This is a genomic window from Sphingorhabdus pulchriflava, from assembly GCF_003367235.1.
GTDB classification, from domain to species: Bacteria; Pseudomonadota; Alphaproteobacteria; order Sphingomonadales; family Sphingomonadaceae; genus Sphingorhabdus_B; species Sphingorhabdus_B pulchriflava.
Genome location: NZ_QRGP01000001.1, coordinates 550,355 through 566,842, shown reverse-complemented (window position 1 = coordinate 566,842; position 16,488 = coordinate 550,355). Strand labels below are relative to the sequence as shown.

Annotated in this window: 14 protein-coding genes and 1 tRNA gene; 2 read left to right on the top strand and 13 right to left on the bottom strand. The window is 57.5% G+C overall.

From position 1 onward, the window contains the following. The first annotated feature begins 30 nt into the window (after positions 1–30). Positions 31–1,281 carry an acetyl-CoA C-acetyltransferase gene (locus tag DXH95_RS02815; protein WP_115547930.1) on the top strand — a complete coding sequence of 417 codons (1,251 nt, stop codon included), beginning with the start codon at positions 31–33 and terminating at the stop codon, positions 1,279–1,281. A 110-nt stretch (positions 1,282–1,391) separates the two neighbouring features. On the opposite strand, the gene DXH95_RS02810 is transcribed toward DXH95_RS02815, so the two are convergent. The 5 genes from DXH95_RS02810 to infA form a co-directional block, all read right to left on the bottom strand. Then, positions 1,392–1,467, bottom strand: a tRNA-Phe gene (locus DXH95_RS02810). Between the two features lie 82 nt (positions 1,468–1,549). Continuing rightward, the gene (locus tag DXH95_RS02805) at positions 1,550–1,723 is read right to left on the bottom strand and encodes a DNA gyrase inhibitor YacG (RefSeq protein ID WP_338061699.1); all 174 of its coding nucleotides are present in this window, start codon (positions 1,721–1,723) and stop codon (positions 1,550–1,552) included. Next, on the bottom strand, positions 1,707–2,813 hold the full coding sequence (locus tag DXH95_RS02800; protein WP_115547929.1) for a ribonuclease E/G: 1,107 nt from the start codon (positions 2,811–2,813) through the stop codon (positions 1,707–1,709). Before DXH95_RS02800 ends, DXH95_RS02805 begins: the two co-directional genes overlap by 17 nt. Beyond that, positions 2,810–3,379: a Maf family protein gene (locus tag DXH95_RS02795; RefSeq protein ID WP_115547928.1), complete on the bottom strand. Its 570-nt coding sequence runs from the start codon at positions 3,377–3,379 to the stop codon at positions 2,810–2,812. Before DXH95_RS02795 ends, DXH95_RS02800 begins: the two co-directional genes overlap by 4 nt. Positions 3,380–3,392: 13 nt before the next feature. Then, a complete protein-coding gene (gene infA / locus DXH95_RS02790) occupies positions 3,393–3,611 on the bottom strand; it encodes a translation initiation factor IF-1 (RefSeq protein ID WP_115547927.1) in 219 nt (72 codons plus the stop codon). Positions 3,612–3,887: 276 nt separating this feature from the next. On the opposite strand from infA, the gene DXH95_RS02785 reads away from it, so the two are divergent. Then, positions 3,888–6,512 (top strand): TonB-dependent receptor, encoded by a 2,625-nt coding sequence (locus DXH95_RS02785; RefSeq protein WP_115547926.1) that lies wholly within the window; start codon positions 3,888–3,890, stop codon positions 6,510–6,512. Here DXH95_RS02785 and DXH95_RS02780 read toward each other — a convergent pair. The 8 genes from DXH95_RS02780 to hisG form a co-directional block, all read right to left on the bottom strand. Beyond that, positions 6,509–7,354 (bottom strand): cupin domain-containing protein, encoded by an 846-nt coding sequence (locus DXH95_RS02780; RefSeq protein ID WP_115547925.1) that lies wholly within the window; start codon positions 7,352–7,354, stop codon positions 6,509–6,511. The two genes, DXH95_RS02785 and DXH95_RS02780, sit on opposite strands and share 4 nt — an antisense overlap. Continuing rightward, positions 7,351–8,598, bottom strand: coding sequence for a GNAT family N-acetyltransferase (locus tag DXH95_RS02775; RefSeq protein WP_239016522.1), 1,248 nt, complete (start codon positions 8,596–8,598; stop codon positions 7,351–7,353). Before DXH95_RS02775 ends, DXH95_RS02780 begins: the two co-directional genes overlap by 4 nt. A gap of 93 nt (positions 8,599–8,691) precedes the next feature. Beyond that, positions 8,692–10,770 carry an alpha/beta hydrolase family protein gene (locus DXH95_RS02770; RefSeq protein ID WP_115547924.1) on the bottom strand — a complete coding sequence of 693 codons (2,079 nt, stop codon included), beginning with the start codon at positions 10,768–10,770 and terminating at the stop codon, positions 8,692–8,694. A 165-nt stretch (positions 10,771–10,935) separates the two neighbouring features. After that, the gene (locus DXH95_RS02765; protein ID WP_115547923.1) at positions 10,936–13,032 is read right to left on the bottom strand and encodes a sodium-translocating pyrophosphatase; all 2,097 of its coding nucleotides are present in this window, start codon (positions 13,030–13,032) and stop codon (positions 10,936–10,938) included. 134 nt (positions 13,033–13,166) lie between these two features. Beyond that, positions 13,167–14,084 (bottom strand): thiamine-phosphate kinase, encoded by a 918-nt coding sequence (thiL, locus tag DXH95_RS02760; protein ID WP_115547922.1) that lies wholly within the window; start codon positions 14,082–14,084, stop codon positions 13,167–13,169. Further along, positions 14,081–14,530 carry a transcription antitermination factor NusB gene (gene nusB / locus DXH95_RS02755; RefSeq protein WP_115547921.1) on the bottom strand — a complete coding sequence of 150 codons (450 nt, stop codon included), beginning with the start codon at positions 14,528–14,530 and terminating at the stop codon, positions 14,081–14,083. Before nusB ends, thiL begins: the two co-directional genes overlap by 4 nt. After that, positions 14,527–15,816 (bottom strand): histidinol dehydrogenase, encoded by a 1,290-nt coding sequence (gene hisD, locus DXH95_RS02750; RefSeq protein ID WP_115547920.1) that lies wholly within the window; start codon positions 15,814–15,816, stop codon positions 14,527–14,529. The genes nusB and hisD overlap by 4 nt, the downstream gene beginning before the upstream one ends. Then, positions 15,809–16,459: an ATP phosphoribosyltransferase gene (gene hisG, locus DXH95_RS02745; protein ID WP_115547919.1), complete on the bottom strand. Its 651-nt coding sequence runs from the start codon at positions 16,457–16,459 to the stop codon at positions 15,809–15,811. The genes hisD and hisG overlap by 8 nt, the downstream gene beginning before the upstream one ends. Between the last annotated feature and the right edge of the window lie 29 nt (positions 16,460–16,488).

The window sequence follows — 16,488 nt, the reverse complement described above, 5'->3', positions numbered from 1 at the left end:
CTCGTTGATTGTCACAGAAAGGATAATCCCATGGCAGAAGCATATATAATAGACGCAGTTCGTACCCCGCGCGGGGTAGGCAAGCCCGGCAAAGGCGCATTGTCGCATCTCCACCCGCAGCATCTGGCGGCAACCGTGCTCAAAGCACTCAAGGATCGCAACAATCTCGAAACCTCGACCGTCGACGACATCATCTGGTCGACTTCCAGCCAGAACGGCAAGCAAGGTGGCGACATGGGCCGCATGGCGGCGCTCGCCGCCGGTTATGACATTACGGCTTCGGGTACCACCCTCGACCGCTTTTGTGGCGGCGGCATCACCTCGGTGAACCTGGCAGCTGCCACAGTCATGTCGGGCATGGAAGACTGCGTCATCGCAGGCGGCACCGAAATGATGAGCTTCACGGCAGCCTATGGCGCTGAACTTGCCAATGCCGGAATCAAGCCGCTCGGCATGGGTTCGGGCAATGCGGCGCTCGATGCCATTCACCCGCAGTCGCATCAGGGCATTTGCGGCGACGCCATTGCCAGCATGGAAGGCATCACGCGCGAAGAACTCGACGCGCTTGCGCTGTCGAGCCAGGAAAAGGCTGCCCGCGCGATCCGCGAAGGCCGTTTCGACCACTCGGTGGTCACCGTCTATAACGAAGACGGCACTGTCGCACTCGACCATGAAGAATTCCCGCGTCCGGAAACGACTGCCGAAGGCCTCGCCGCACTCAAGCCCAGCTTTGCAGGCATAGCCGATTTCGATCTCGGTGGCGGCAACACCTTCCGCAACCAGATCAACCGTCGCTATCCGGATCTGAAGATCGAGCATTTCCACCATGCCGGCAACAGTTCGGGCGTGGTTGATGGCGCAGCGGCGCTGTTGATCACATCGAAGGATTATGCGGACAAAAACGGCCTGAAACCCCGTGGTCGCATCGTCGCCTATGCCAATATCGGCGATTGCCCCACACTGATGCTCAACGCACCGGTTCCGGCAGCGAAGAAGGTGCTTGAGAAGGCAGGCCTCAAGGTCGAAGATATCGACGTATGGGAAATCAACGAAGCTTTTGCCGTGGTTGCCGAGAAGTTCATTCGCGATCTGAATCTTGATCGCGACAAGGTGAACATCAATGGCGGCGCCTGCGCCCTTGGCCACCCGATTGGCGCCACCGGTTCGATCCTGATCGGCACCGCGCTCGACGAACTGGAACGCTCGGGCGGCCGCTATGGCCTCGTCACCATGTGTGCGGCGGGCGGCATGGCCCCTGCGATCATCATCGAACGCATCTAAGTCACAGGTTTTGCAAGAATGTGGCGGTCGGGGTAACCCGGCCGCCTTTTTTTGCATCGCTGTCAGGCCACTCTAACACCTTGGCACATATGCAACAATTTTGCGGGAAGTGGTGCCTCGGGGCGGATTCGAACCACCGACACGCGGATTTTCAATCCGCTGCTCTACCAACTGAGCTACCGAGGCATCTGACGGTGTTTCCATCGATACACCGCGATTTGGAGCGACGCCTATAGGCAGGGCGACGGTGCCTTGTCCAGCCCCTAATTCAAACCTCTTCGGGGAAATCAGGATCGGCAGGTGGACCTTTCATCCTGTACCCCTCGCCCAGCCATTGCAACAGATCGCGATCCTTGCAGCCCTTGCTACAAAAGGGCTTATGTTCAATGGATTCGGGCTTCCCACAAAGTGGGCATTTGGCGGTTTTAGCTTTGGCTGACATGAACATGTCCATAGCCCGTCACTGACGAGTCGGAAACCAGTTCAATATCGGTACCAAGTGACAATCGCAACTTGGCCAATGTGTCGGGCCATCGCTTTATCCGTTCGATAATTTTGGGCGGCGCAGTCAAGGTTCGACAGCCATGCCCTGTTGAAACCGCTGTCGCCCGCAACAGGGCTATAGCCTTACTGTCCAGCGATAGACGTCCGGGAGTGATTCCACATAATATCTCCTGGACAGATGCCCCATTTCGCGGTCTGACAATCTGCACGAAACCGAACCCATTGACGGCAGTTCTTTCATGCGAGCCGAGTTTCTTACAGGATTCAGTCAGCGCTGCATCCAGAGCCTGCCTGGCCGCACGGTCTGGCAGCGTCAGGAAATCGATGCCAATCTGGCCACCAATATCGAGCAGTTGCAACAAGCGGGGAATCTCGCGAGCAGCAGCGAGGTTCAGCGTCATCGCACCGCTGCCACCATCGATATCTATCATCGTCATCGCACGCGTTCGCTCGATGGTCAGCATTCCGCCCTCAATGGGAAACTCGCCAGTGACGGACATCTCGGCAAGTGAATCAAAATCGGCATCTGCAATCGTGTCCGCGTCAATGTGCACTGGCTTGGCGTCGCCCACCATCGCTCGCAAATCATTTGCGACCTGTGGGGTCGAGCAGACAAGCTGATCGGCTTTTGCAGCCATCATGCGGGCGAAAGACTGTTCTGGCGAGTCGCCCCGTTGCCATCCTAGCGGCGCCGTAGCTTGGCTATCAGGCACTGCGCGCACCAGCGGCAATTTCCATCGCCCGGGTTCAGGAACGGGTGCACGCGTCATTTCTACAACAAGCAGTTGCCCATCGGTGAATTGCGCTGCGGGCTGTAATATCGCATCCACCCCGCCGCCTATTGTGACAAGAGCCTTATTCGGTCCAGTTCGGTTTACAACCCGCGCTGAATATTTTTCGCCTGCGGCCAACGGCATCGATAAATGTTCAAGTTGTCGGAAAATGCGAAATTCGATGAGCTTTCCATCTTCAACCAAACCGGCGCGAACTTCGCCCGGCCCTGCATCCCAAAGCAGGCTGGTTGTCATTCGACCGAATAGCCGGATGCCCTCAGCAGAGCGCGCGTTTCATAGAGCGGCAAGCCGACCACACCCGAATGGCTGCCCGCCATCCAGTCAATGAGTGCCTCTGCCCTGCCCTGGATGGCATAGCCGCCCGCTTTACCGAGCCCTTCGCCGCTGGCGATATAAGCTTCGATCTCGGCAGCGCTGAGACGTTTGAAACGAACAATGCTGTCGCTGATCCGGCTACGCGCGCGTCCCTCTGTGTCTATTACGCACACTGCACTCCACACATGGTGGCGGCGTCCGCTGAGCAACTCCAGAAACGTTCGCTGCATATCTACATCGGCGGCTTGTGGGAGTATCCGCCGACCGACGGCCACTGTTGTATCCCCCGCTACAACAACTTCGTCCGCTTCACGCGCGACGGCATGGGCTTTTTCGATCGCCAGACGAAGTGCATAAACGCGCGCCATTTCTCCTTTGCGCGGTGTTTCGTCGATGTCAGGGGATGCTATCCGGTCCGGCACAATGCCAATGCGCGCCAATAAGTCGCGACGGCGGGGAGATGAGGATGCGAGAACAAGCCGCAAGGGCCGCTATCCGTTACTTGAAACGATATGTGATCCGGCCTTTGGTCAGATCATAAGGGGTCATTTCGCAAAGAACTTCATCACCCACCAGCACGCGGATGCGGTTTTTTCGCATCTTGCCGGCGGTATGGCCAAGCACTTCATGGCCATTTTCAAGTTCGACGCGGAACATGGCATTGGGCAGCAATTCGCGCACCGTACCACGCATTTCGATGAGTTCTTCCTTAGCCATTCAGCCCCTGCAGAATTCGGTGGTCGTTAATGTGAGCGCCCTTAACGTCAAAGCAGCTAAAAGGAAAGAGTGTGCGCACGTATGATGTTGGTCTAATAATATGGGGCTTTCACCCTATTACTGCGACAAAATAAGACATGTTAGGGCTGTGCTTGCGACAGCTTGCCGCGATAAAGGCGGCACGAAAACAGATAAAAACGGACCCCTCTCCCCATGCTATCACTGCGTATACCAATATATTCCGCCAGCTTGCTTGCGTTGTCGGTAGGCATTGCCATGCCATCCGTCGCGTATGCCGCTGACGAAGCAGCTACAGAGGTTCCCGGTGATGAAGCCGCTTCTGTTGAGGCCGAGTCGGTCGAAGACGACAGCTCAACGCCTGACATCATCGTTACAGCGACGCGAATCCGAGGGGCGGTCGATACCGACGCCCCTCCTATCGACGAACTGTCCGAAGATGATATCACGGCTATCGGAGCGTCCTCGATCACTGATCTTTTGGCCGCAGTCGCGCCACAAGCAGGATCGGGGCGCGGACGTGGCGGTGGCGGCCCGCCGGTCATCCTGCTCAACGGGCAACGTGTATCGAGTTTCCGCGAATTACGCGACCTGCCCCCAGAGGCAATCAGGCAGGTGCAGATTTTTCCGGAAGAAGTTGCGCTAAAATATGGCTTTCGCCCTGACCAGCGCGTCGTCAATTTCATCCTGAAGGATGATTTTGCGTCGTTCAACGTCGAGCATGACTTCGAAATGCCAGAAAAAGGCGGCTTTACAACCAAAGAGTTTGAAGCCACCTTCACCCGCATCGGCAAGGACAACCGGCTCAACATTGATACCGAATTCGAAAGCAGCAGCCGGATTACCGAAGACGAACGTTCGATCCTGCCAAGTTCTGCGTCGGCTCCCTATGCTTTGGCCGGTAATGTAACCGGTTCGGGCATAGGCGGTGAAATCGACCCGGCATTGAGCGCTATTGCAGGGCAAATAGTGACGATTGCGGGTGTACCTTCCTCCCCCACACTTGCAGGCTTTGCAGCAAATGCAAACAATGCCGCCAATGGCGATATTGGATCATACCGGACATTGCAGCCCAGTTCACAGCGTTTCTCGACCAACGCGACCTGGAGCAAACTGCTCGGACCGCAAACCAACCTGTCGATCAACGGGCGTTTCGAGGTGCAGGATCAGCACAGCCTGCTGGGCTTGCCTTTCGCCAGCCTGGCTGTCCCCGCATCAAACCCGTATTCGCCCTTTGCAACCGACGTCACGCTGAACCGCTATTTTACCGAACCGCGCCCGCTGACACGCGACGTCAAGACGCACACCGCGCAAGGTGGCGTGTCGTTTAACACCCTGCTCGCCGACTGGCGGCTTGCGCTGACCGGCGATTATACCTTGGTCGATACCGAAACGGTTACCCAGACCAATGGCGATTATACAGACCTGCGCGCTGGAATAGCGGCGGGCACAATCAATCCCTTTGCCGCCGATCTCGGGACTAGCCTGTTATTTACTGCGCCGGACACAGCCGACAGCACGACGGGCACCTTGTCGCTGCGCAGCACCTTTTCTGGCACGCTATTCGAAATGCCGGCCGGCGAAGTGCAGATGACCATCCGCAACGGCTATGACCGGCAGACCATCGATAGCACCGCCAGCCGTCGCGGCGTCGTGACGTCCGTCGGGCTGAACCGCGATAACATCAACAGCGCGTTTAATGTCGAACTGCCTTTGCTTGAACGAGGCGTTGGCGCGCTTGGCGGCATTGGTGACCTGTCGATCAACGGCAATATGGGTTTTTCGGACCTGTCGGATTTTGGCACTTTAATCGAATATGGGGCTGGATTGCGCTGGTCGCCAATAGAAGGCGTCACGGTTTCCGCTTCGATCATCGGCGACGAAAATGCCCCCGGCCTTGGCCAGTTAGGCAATCCGACGATAGTGACGCCGAATGTCGCTTATTATGACTTTGTCCGCGGCGAGAGTCGGTTCATTGACGTCGTCAGCGGAGGCAACCCTGCTTTGCTGGCGGAAAGCCGAAAAGACCTGAAAATCGGACTCGATTGGAGTCCCAAATTCGTCGAAGGCTTGAGCCTTCAGTTCGAGTATTTCAAGAATAAGAGCAAGGATACAACTGCTTCCTTCCCGTTGCTGACCCCCGAAATCGAAACCGCATTTCCAGGTCGCGTTACGCGCGATGCCAACGGCGAATTGATCCGGCTTGACCAGCGACCGGTGAATTTTGCCGAAGAGCGGTCAGAACGCATCCGCTGGGGATTCAACATGTCCGGCCCAATCGGCAAGCAGCAGCAACGCGGCCCCGGCGCTGGCACTCCGGGCGGTGGACGAGGTCCGGGCGCGGGTGGCCCTGGTGGTGGTCGCGGTCCTATGGGTATGATGCCCGGCGGCGGCCCGCCAAGCCGCTGGCAGATGGCACTTTACCACACCTATCGACTAAAAGACGAAATCCTGATCGCTCCCGGTGTTCCAGTACTTGACCTGCTCGATGGATCGGCGACCAGCAGTCTTGGTGGCTCGCCGCAGCATGAACTCACCCTCAACGGCGGGGTTTTCCACAAAGGAATGGGGTTACGCTTTGAGGGCACCTACCGCGGGGCAACGCGAGCAGATGGTAGTGGGCTGCCAGGTAGCAGCGATCTCTATTTCAGCGACCAGTTCAGCCTGAACAGCTTCCTGTTCATCAGCCTCGACCAGCGCGGAGACTTGACCAAAAAGGTGCCATTTCTCAAAGGTAGCCGTATAGCGTTTCGCGTCCAGAACGTCCTCAACGACTATATCAAGGTCCGCGACAATAATGGCGCGACGCCTTTGAGCTATCAGCGAGGCTTCCTGGATCCGGAGGGCCGTGTGTTCGAACTGAGCTTCCGGAAGCGATTCTAGCCGGTGCCTTTGAGCTTTCTTATGACACGCCAGGCATAGGCCTTGGCGGTGTTCTGTGCCGGGTAGCGGCCCGGTGCACGCGGGTGCATACCCGATTTGCGCAGGATGCTGTTGAAGGCGCGTGCATCTGCCTCGGCATAGCTCCAATCGCTACGCCAGGTTATCGATAGCGAGATGGAGGGTTCCGGGCCGACCTTCACATGGTGCGGTGCCATTACGGGGACGAACACGGCCACTCCGGGCTGAAGGCTCCAGTCGGTTGCCCCTTTGGCCAGCTCGTCGCGCCACACCAGATTGCGATGCCCGCCGGTGTGATAGCCTTCATGCGTTTCGTCAGGTGCATAGACGGGGTCGCCTGCAGGGAATTGCGTCATCGTCTTGCTGCCTTTCAGCTGCAGCAGAATGTTATGTTCGGGGTCGAAATGGTAAGGGGTGACAGCTTCGGGAGACGACACGAAAATGAACCCTTGCGGCATCAGCATCGCCCCGGTCTTAGCTTCGATGAACGGCTTCAATTCGCCCAATAGATCGAGCAGCAGCGCGCGATATTCAGGAACCTGCTCGATATTCTTCAGCACGGCCCAACTGCGGCATGTGTCCACATGACGGATCGTATCGCCGATCGACAGGCCATTGGCGATATCCGAATTGGGATCAACGCCCGTTGGCAAATCACCCTTGTTATATTCGATCGAGGCAGCTGGCAGGCTTTCCCCCAATTTGGCCAAGGCCTCTAGCGTCAGCAGCGGGTGGTCGCGCAGATTGTGGCGCAGGCGATGCGGGATTTCGGGATAGTTACGCGAAAATTCCGCGCGGATATCTTCATCAAAAATCTGGGTCATGACGACATCTCGTTGGCTTGTTTTGATTTTCCTGCATTGATCTGCCGCAAACGGCCTTTCGCCTTTTCTGCAAACAAAAATGCTGCAAACGCCGCGCGGCGCATCGGGCCGCCTATGGCGACCGAATATCGGCCGATCGCTCTGCGACCTGACCAGATGCTGTCGATCATCGGGTGGTCCTGCGCTGCACAGCTATCGCACCATTCGATACCTTCGCGTTCGAGCAAGGCGAGGTTGTGGATCTGCAGCAATACCCCCGGCGAGAAACGCGCATATTCCTCGTCAAACGCTGTTTTGAAAGAGAACGCCCCCGGAGGCGTCAGGAAGTTGACAAGCATGGCGATAGCGCACCCATTAAGGCGCAGTGACAACAGCTCCAGTTTCCTCTCTGTAGAAGCGCCATGCAGTACAGTGCGGAAAAGATTGCGGGTGCTATCCGCGCAATCAAGCGCAGAGCCGTTGCTGCCCTTCCAGCCGCGCCGTTCGAGTTCCAGAAATTCGTCGATCCAGCCATCCAGTCCCTCGCGACCATCGCTCCGCTGAAACTCCAATTGCCCCAGTTCTGCCAACCGATTCTGCTGCCGTCGCAATTCCTTGCGTTTCTTGCCGCGCATCGTCGCCTCCAGATAGGCCTCCGGCGACAAGCCGCATTCGAGCAGTGCTCGCTCTTCGCGATGGAAGAGCGCAAAGCGCCGCCCAGTCGCATTACATTCCGCCTCCAGCGCTCTGGCCACGGGACCGTCTACCGCCATGCCTGTCAAATGCAGAAAAAGGGCACTTCCGGGGCTTATGTCCAGTTGACGCAGAATGCCGGCCCAGAACACCCGTTCATATCCTTTGGCGATCAACGGCGTTCCAAGAAAGGCGTTATAGTTCAACCAATTCTGGCAATTATGGATTGGCAGGCCTGCATATCGACCGGCCATATACACCGGCATCAACCCAACTAGCTGCCCGGCTACTTGCAAAATGGCGAGGTGAACGTCACCGCGCGGATCAAGCGCCGCAAGCGCGGATTCGAGATACCAGCTCTCTCCGAAAGCATTCGGTTCGGTAGCTTTTTCGGCCAGATTGTTCCATTGTGACTTGAATCGAACATCGTTGCGCAAATCGTTCCACGCGACAAATGCGAAACCGTCTTTGTTCTGAGCCGCTGGGCGCACATCGATCCCGCCACCGCATCCGTCAATAGGCTGGGCGATCGAACAACTTGCGGTGTCGTCACATGACAGTCCCTGTTCCACAGCAACCTTTTAGCAGCCAGACGCAAATATTATGCTAACAAAAAGGGCTACGCAGTAAGCCTGCACAGCCCCTTTTACCAATGTCAGATTTGCTTAATTGGCAGCGACTTTAACCGCAACTGGTAGAGGTTTGTCGCCATCGCTTTCGATATAGGCAGGGTTGAATTTGGCCAGCCAATCCTCTGCCTCTTTCAACCACTGGATATGCACGTCTTCATAGGGAAGATTGTGGGTGCCCTGCGGCTGTTCAATATAGCGGAAGTCGACGCCTTCTTTTTTGCCCGACGCCTTCAGGCGCGAGACCAGCGTACGCGATTGTTCGATCGGGATGCGCGCATCACGCAACCCGGCAACGATCAAAATCGGCGACCAGGGTCCATTTGTATTGCGTGCAGATGAAATGGAAACGAGGTCGTCTGTTGTCGCCTGGAAGTTGGCGCCAAATGCGCCGAACTGACGCGTATCGAACGCCTTCATCATCGGGAAATCATACACGCCAGCGCCGGCGATGGCGCAGCGCCATTTGTCGGCATCACGCTGTGCCCCACGGGCCGTGGCATAGCCGCCATATGACCAGCCCATGATGCAAGCCCGTTTAGGATCGATAAGCCCCTGCTGACCAAACCAAGTCAGTACATCGTTGAGATCATCCTGCATGCGCATGCCATAGCCATTGGGCTTGCGGCCTTCCTTGACAAACTCTTTTCCATAACCGCCTGAGCCACGATAATTGGGCTGGATAACCACATAGCCGAGTTCTGCCATCGCTTGATGCCAAGGAAATGGTCCAAACTCTTCCTGATCGCGAACGCCGAACGGACCACCATGCGGCATCACGACTACGGGCAAGTTCTTGCGGTTGGCGCGGTGACGCGGATAAGTGACGACTGCCTCAATCTCAAGACCATCAGAGGCCTTATAACGGATCGAATCCGTCGGATTGAGCTCCATGTCCTTCAATATGCCGTGATACCAGCCGAGAAGTTTCAGATCGCCCGACTCCGTATCGAACAGATAGAAGCCACCTGGCGCATTCGGCTTTCCAACAAACGCGACGATCCGAGTGTCGCCGTCATTGGTAGACACGATTTGCGTGTTGCCCTTTCCGAAGCGCTCTTCGAGGACCTTCTGGATCTCCATCAATCGACCATCGAAGAAACGCTGACGCTCGCGGGTGGATGTGTAATCGACACCTGCCAAATTGTTGCCATCTTCATTCGCTCGCAGGCCACCGACGTCATATCCTTTGATGCCGTAAACGACGTCGCCGACAACCTGCATCGTCTTCACATTAATTTTGTAAACCTTGCGATGCCCATCCTTGTTGCTGGTTGCGTAGGCCATGTCGGGTTCATCGAGAAAAATCTCTGGTACGATTTGTGTGCCGGTAAATGTCGGGTCAGCTTCGTTCGAAACGGTCTTCAAGACTTCCTTATCGTTTGAACGATACATCAGCCGCTGTTTTCCACTGTCACGGTCACCACCGACCGCCGCACGGATCACGCCTTTTCCGTCCACAATCCAGTCATCGACTTCGACATTCGAACGCATCACATTTTTGAAATCCCCAGTTCGCACATCGATGTCGATGACTTCAGGATTGCCCTCATATTGGCGATCTTTGACCGTATCGCGCTGGACTAGAATGCGTTCCTTTTCATCGTCGATGTGTAGGATATTCGCCGCTCCCGCACCGGCGTTCGTCCAACCGAGTGGGGTCGTCTTACCAGTTTCGATGTCGTAGGCAGCAAGCCGTGACATGTTGAAGCGGTCCCCAAACACCGCTTCACGCGATGTCATGGTAAAGACGATCGTTCGATTGCCAACCCAACGCCACGCTACAACAGTACGGTCGCCAACGTCGCGCTGTTCCTCCGCACGCACGAAAAACGAAGGCGCTGATCCCGGCTTGTTCAGATCGATAAAGCCCAGATTGTCCACACCATCGCGGCTCATCATGACCGCGATCTTGCTGCCATCAGGTGACAATCGCGGCGACCGCATGAACGGGCGTTTGCCAAAAACTGCTGTTTCGACGCGTCCCGCACCCGTTACAATGATCGGGCTGTTCTCTCCTTCAGTATTGGCACCTGCTTTGGTCGCAAGAACAGGACTTACTGAAACAAGCGCCGCGGAAGACGCCAACAGCACCAACTTCTTGAATTTCGTCATTGAAAGCTCCCCAGTTTTCTATGCCTTCCGCTATAGTCGCGATGGCGCGTGGGGCAAGAACTCTGCATCGTCCAAATCGTAAATTTCGACGAACGGCTTATCAGACAAAACAAAACCCCGCCGGATCGCTCCGACGGGGTTCGGTTTTACTTGGGTATAATCAGATCAGACAGCGCCGTGTGCAAGTGCTGCGAGTAGCAGCAGCGCGACGATGTTGGTGATCTTGATCATCGGGTTCACAGCGGGGCCCGCAGTGTCTTTGTAGGGATCACCCACGGTATCGCCGGTCACGGCAGCCTTATGGGCTTCCGATCCCTTGCCGCCATGGTGGCCGTCTTCGATATACTTCTTGGCATTATCCCATGCGCCACCACCCGAAGTCATCGAGATGGCAACGAACAGACCGCCGACAATCACGCCAAGCAGGAGTGCGCCGAGAGCGGCAAAGCCCTCTGCTTGGCCTGCAACCGCCGTGATGATGAAGTACACCGCAATCGGTGCGAGCACCGGCAACAGCGACGGGATGATCATTTCCTTGATCGCCGCCTTGGTCACCAGGTCGACCGTGCGGGCATAGTTCGGCTTTGACTTGAAGGTCATGATTCCCGGGTCGTTCGCGAACTGGTCACGCACGTCCTTCACCACTTCGCCAGCCGCACGGCCCACAGCGGTCATGCCCATCGCACCGAAGAGGTACGGCAGGAGCGCGCCGAGCAGCAGCCCGACGATGACATAGGGGTTTTCCAGACTAAAGTTGACCGTCAGATTCGGGAAGAACTCGCGAAGGTCGGTGGTGTAGGCTGCGAACAGCACCAGTGCTGCAAGTCCTGCCGAACCGATGGCATAACCCTTGGTCACAGCCTTGGTGGTGTTGCCCACGGCATCGAGAAGGTCGGTCTTTTCACGGACGCTATCGTCCAGACCAGCCATTTCGGCGATACCGCCTGCGTTGTCGGTCACCGGACCATAAGCGTCGAGCGCCACGACCATTCCAGCCAGTGCGAGCATCGCGGTCGCCGCAAAGGCAATCCCGATCACGCCTGCCAGCTGGTAAGCGATGATGATGCCAGCGCAGATCACGATGGTCGGCATCGCAGTCGATTCAAGGCTGATAGCCAGACCCTGAATGACGTTGGTGCCGTGGCCGGTTTCCGAAGCCTTGGCGATTGAGCGAACCGGACGATAGTTGGTGCCTGTGTAATATTCGGTGATCCAGATGATCAGGCCGGTGATGATCAGGCCGAGCAGCGAGCAATAGAACAGCGTGCGGCCGGTGAAACCGCCCACATCCGTTTCCATGCCGCCCATGGCATAGCTGATCGAGAACCAGATCGCCGGAACAGAGAGTACTGCGGTCACAAGGAAGCCCTTGTACATTGCACCCATGACATTGGTGCCACCGCCCAAACGGACGAAATAGGTGCCGATGATCGAGGTTACGACACATACACCGCCGATGAGGAGCGGAAGGCTCATCAGGTTCAGCAACAATGCGCTATCCGTAACGCCTTTAACGAGGAGAGCGATGAGGACCATCGTTGCGCCAACGGTGACGACATAGGTTTCGAAAAGGTCAGCGGCCATACCGGCGCAGTCGCCGACATTGTCACCAACGTTATCGGCGATAACCGCCGGGTTGCGTGGATCATCTTCGGGGATACCAGCTTCGACCTTGCCGACAAGATCGGCGCCGACGTCAGCAGCCTTGGTAAAGATACCACCGCCGAGACGTGCGAAGATCGAAATCAACGACGCGCCAAATGCCAGCGCGACCAGCGCGTCGACAACGGCGCGGCTGTTCGGTGCCATCATGGCGACATCGGTCAGGTACCAGAAGAACACGGCAATCGCGAGCAGAGCGAGACCGGCGACGAGCATGCCGGTGATCGCACCCGCACGGAACGCCATGGTCAGGCCAGCCTGTAAGCCAGTCTGCGCAGCGGCAGCCGTACGCACGTTGGCGCGCACCGAGATGTTCATCCCGATATAGCCCGCCACACCCGACAGAACGGCGCCGATGACGAAGCCGATGGTCGGAATGACGCCCAGGAACGCAGCGACCAGAACGGCAACGACCACGCCAACAATGGCAATGGTGCGATACTGACGACCCAGATAGGCTTGTGCACCTTCCTGAATAGCTGCTGCGATTTCCTGCATTTTCTCATTGCCGGCCGAGGCGCTGAGCACCTGGCGGCTGGTGACGAAGCCGTAGATTACGGCCAAGACACCGCAAATAATTGCGATTAATGTCAAAGACATGGAGATTCCTTCCCCCTAAATTCCCACTTGTTTTTGCGACCGCGCCCGAGAGGACAAGGGCGCAAGCTGCGCTGCTATGCTGTGGATTAAGGGCTTAGGCAACCCTTAAAAGCCGCAGGAATCGGCCAAATGGGTCAATGATGTTGATAACCGAGCGAAGGCGGGAGCGGTATCGGCGCATTGGCTTCGAACAGTGCCAGTCCCGAACCGTCGTTCACGCGTCCAATGGCAGTTGCGGCAACAGGCAGTGCAGAGTCAGCCGGAGCCGTAAAAAGCAGTTCGTAATCGTCTCCCCATGAAGCCGCCTGCAAGCGGCTATCCAGACTGTCGCCGCGCATCGCACAATAGGCCGCACTGAGCGGGATCGCGTCGATGTCGATACGGATTTCAACCTTGCTCGCATGGGCCATCCGCTCGGCATCAAGCAGCATACCATCAGACACGTCCATCATAGCAGTAACAAAGGGAGCGAGCGCTTGCCCATCGCTTAGCCTCGCCACCGGTCGGTGATAGGCAGCGGACAGTGTGTCAACGACTTCCAGACCGGCTTCGGCAAGCTCGAAACCCGCTAGCGCATCTCCAAGGGTTCCGGTGACATAAAGCACATCCCCTGCCCGCGCACCACTCCGCGCAGGTACTGGTCGATGCGTCGCGGCCCCAATGGCGGTCAAGCCGACGGCTCGCTTGTCACCCTTGTTTGAAACCGTGTCGCCTCCCAGCAAAGGCACGGCATAATGGATCAAAGCCCGCTCTAGCCCCCCGGCAAAGCGTCGGTCCCACTCGCTTTCACCCAGCATGAACCCCAGCAGTACCCCCAAGGGTCGAGCGCCTTTGGCTGCAAGGTCGGACAGATTCACCGATACCAGTTTCCAAGCCACATCAGCGGGATCTGCCTTGGGCAACCAGTGCACATCCTCTGCCATCATGTCATGGGTAAGGATCAAGGTTTCGTTGCCAAGTTCGATGACAGCGGTATCGTCCATCAGGCCGCGCGCCGCCGGGTCACGCGCCATGGAGCGCATCATTTCGATGAAGGTGGATTCAGCGGTCAGGCCCGCTTCTCCTTCGCCACGGTATCGAGCAAGCCGTTGACGAACTTTGCGTCTTTCTCGTCGAAAAAGGCATGGGCGACATCGACATATTCGTCGATGACCGTCGCGGTCGGCACATCGGCGCGGGCGAGAAGTTCATAGGTGCCGGCACGCAGCACCTGCAGCATCGTCTTGTCGAGGCGTCCGATCTTCCATTGCTCGCCAAGCTTGGCTTCAATCAGCGCGTCAATCTCTGCACGCCGGGCATCCACACCTGCGACCAGATCGTCGAAAAAGTCGATATCGGCCTCGGCATATTGCGCGTCTTCAATCTCGGCGCCCAAGCGATGCGCGTGGAATTCGGACAATAAGCGGGCAACACCAATCGATTCCATATCCATCTGGTACAGCGCCTGTACAGCGGCGAGCCGCGCAGCGGCGCGCGCTTTGGAACGGGGTTTGCTCATAATCTCTTTCTCACGCTTTCGGCATGTGCGGGCAAGCCCTCGGCTTCAGCCAAGGCGAGCGCCGCCGGCCCGATTGCCTTCAACGCCTTTTTGTCGAGTGCGATGAAGCTTGTGCGCTTCATGAAATCGAGCACGGACAGGCCCGATGAAAATCGCGCACGGCGCCCAGTCGGCAGCACATGGTTGGGGCCCGCCACATAATCGCCTATCGCTTCGGGCGTCATCCGGCCCAAGAAGACTGAGCCGGCATGGCGAACCAGATCGAACAGCTTTTCGGCGCGCTTGTCATCCACCGCCAGTTCGAGATGTTCTGCAGCCAGCCGGTTGACCAAAGGCATTGCCGTTTCAAGTTTGTCGACGACGACGATTGCACCATTGGTCTGCCAGCTTTCGCTCGCAACCTTTGCAGTTGCCAACTGCGCAAGTTGCGCATCGACTTCGGCGGCGACCTTTTCGGCGAAATCCGCATCATCGGTGAACAGGATCGACTGGCTGGTCGGATCATGCTCGGCCTGACTGAGCAGGTCGGCCGCGATCCATTCGGGTTTGTTCTTGCCGTCTGCAACGACGACGATTTCGGAAGGTCCTGCCACCATGTCGATGCCGACCACGCCATAAAGTTGGCGCTTGGCCTCTGCCACCCAAGCATTACCCGGGCCGGTGATAACGTCGACTGGCGCGATCCTGTCTGTGCCGTAGGCGAGCGCCGCAATCGCCTGCGCACCGCCCAGCCGCCAGATTTCGTCGACGCCCGCCAGATGCGCTGCAGCCATCACCGTCGGGTTTATCTCGCCTTTTGGGGTCGGAGTGACCATCACAAGGCGTTCGACCCCCGCCACCTTCGCCGGAATAGCGTTCATCAGCACGGACGATGGATAGGCCGCGCGGCCGCCGGGTACATAGACACCAGCTGCATCAACCGCGCTCCATCGCGCGCCCAGACGGACACCTTCCTTGTCGCGATAATCACGGTCCTTGGGCAGTTGCGCTTTGTGATAGGCCGTTATGCGCTGTGCCGCGAGTTTAAGGGCATCTCGCAATTCTGGAGCAAGCGCCTGATAGGCAGCCTTGCATTCCTCCGCCGAAATCTGCCAGCCCTGCTCGCTCAGACTGAAACCATCAAAGCGTTCCGTGAGTTCGAGCAGCGCCACATCACCGCGCGCGCGCACATCGCGGATCGTCTGCTCAACGATTGCCGAAACATCGGCTTCGGCTTCACGCCTGCCGCTAACCAGTTTCTCGAACTGGCGTTCGAAATCTGGCTGGTTGGTCGAAAGCCTAAGCATTGCCCGCAGCCCGGAATTTTTCGACCAGAGACGCTATCCGCTCATCGGTCTTGAAGGCGGCACGGTTGGCAACGAGACGTGCCGATACTTCGGCGATTTTTTCCACCTCGACCAACCCGTTTTCCTTCAACGTCTTGCCTGACGAAACAAGGTCGACGATGCGACTGGAAAGGCCAAGAAGTGGGGCAATTTCCATCGCGCCGTTGAGCTTCACGCATTCGGCCTGCACCCCGCGCGCAGCGAAATGCTTGCGCGTAAGATTGGGATATTTTGTCGCAACGCGGACATGGCTCCAACTGCGCGGATCGTCGGTTGCAGCCAGTTCGGCAGGCTCGGCCACCGAGATGCGGCAATGGCCGATATCGAGATCGACCGGGGCGTACAACTCCGAATAGTCAAACTCGTCGATCACGTCCGAACCGACGATGCCCGCCTGCGCTGCACCATGGGCGACGAAGGTCGCGACGTCGAATGCGCGCACGCGGATGATCCGCACGCCCGGGTCGCTGGTGTCGAACATCAGCGCGCGGCTTTCCTTGTCGAAGAAGGCTGCTTCGGGTTCGATTCCGGCGGCCTGCATCAACGGCAAAGCCTCGTAGAGAATTCGTCCCTTGGGGATGGCAAAGATGATTGGCGCAGTCATTGTCGGCGCGCTTTACTTGTGCGATGCAG

Excerpts from the sequence above, each read along its gene's own strand:
- DXH95_RS02815 (WP_115547930.1), top strand. The coding sequence starts at position 31 with ATGGCAGAAGCATATATAATAGACGCAGTTCGTACCCCGCGCGGGGTA.
- DXH95_RS02785 (WP_115547926.1), top strand. The coding sequence starts at position 3,888 with ATGCCATCCGTCGCGTATGCCGCTGACGAAGCAGCTACAGAGGTTCCC.
- DXH95_RS02805 (WP_338061699.1), bottom strand. The coding sequence starts at position 1,723 with ATGTCAGCCAAAGCTAAAACCGCCAAATGCCCACTTTGTGGGAAGCCC.
- infA (WP_115547927.1), bottom strand. The coding sequence starts at position 3,611 with ATGGCTAAGGAAGAACTCATCGAAATGCGTGGTACGGTGCGCGAATTG.
- hisD (WP_115547920.1), bottom strand. The coding sequence starts at position 15,816 with ATGCTTAGGCTTTCGACCAACCAGCCAGATTTCGAACGCCAGTTCGAG.
- DXH95_RS02770 (WP_115547924.1), bottom strand. The coding sequence starts at position 10,770 with ATGACGAAATTCAAGAAGTTGGTGCTGTTGGCGTCTTCCGCGGCGCTT.
- hisG (WP_115547919.1), bottom strand. The coding sequence starts at position 16,459 with ATGACTGCGCCAATCATCTTTGCCATCCCCAAGGGACGAATTCTCTAC.
- DXH95_RS02765 (WP_115547923.1), bottom strand. The coding sequence starts at position 13,032 with ATGTCTTTGACATTAATCGCAATTATTTGCGGTGTCTTGGCCGTAATC.
- DXH95_RS02780 (WP_115547925.1), bottom strand. The coding sequence starts at position 7,354 with ATGACCCAGATTTTTGATGAAGATATCCGCGCGGAATTTTCGCGTAAC.
- nusB (WP_115547921.1), bottom strand. The coding sequence starts at position 14,530 with ATGAGCAAACCCCGTTCCAAAGCGCGCGCCGCTGCGCGGCTCGCCGCT.
- DXH95_RS02800 (WP_115547929.1), bottom strand. The coding sequence starts at position 2,813 with ATGACAACCAGCCTGCTTTGGGATGCAGGGCCGGGCGAAGTTCGCGCC.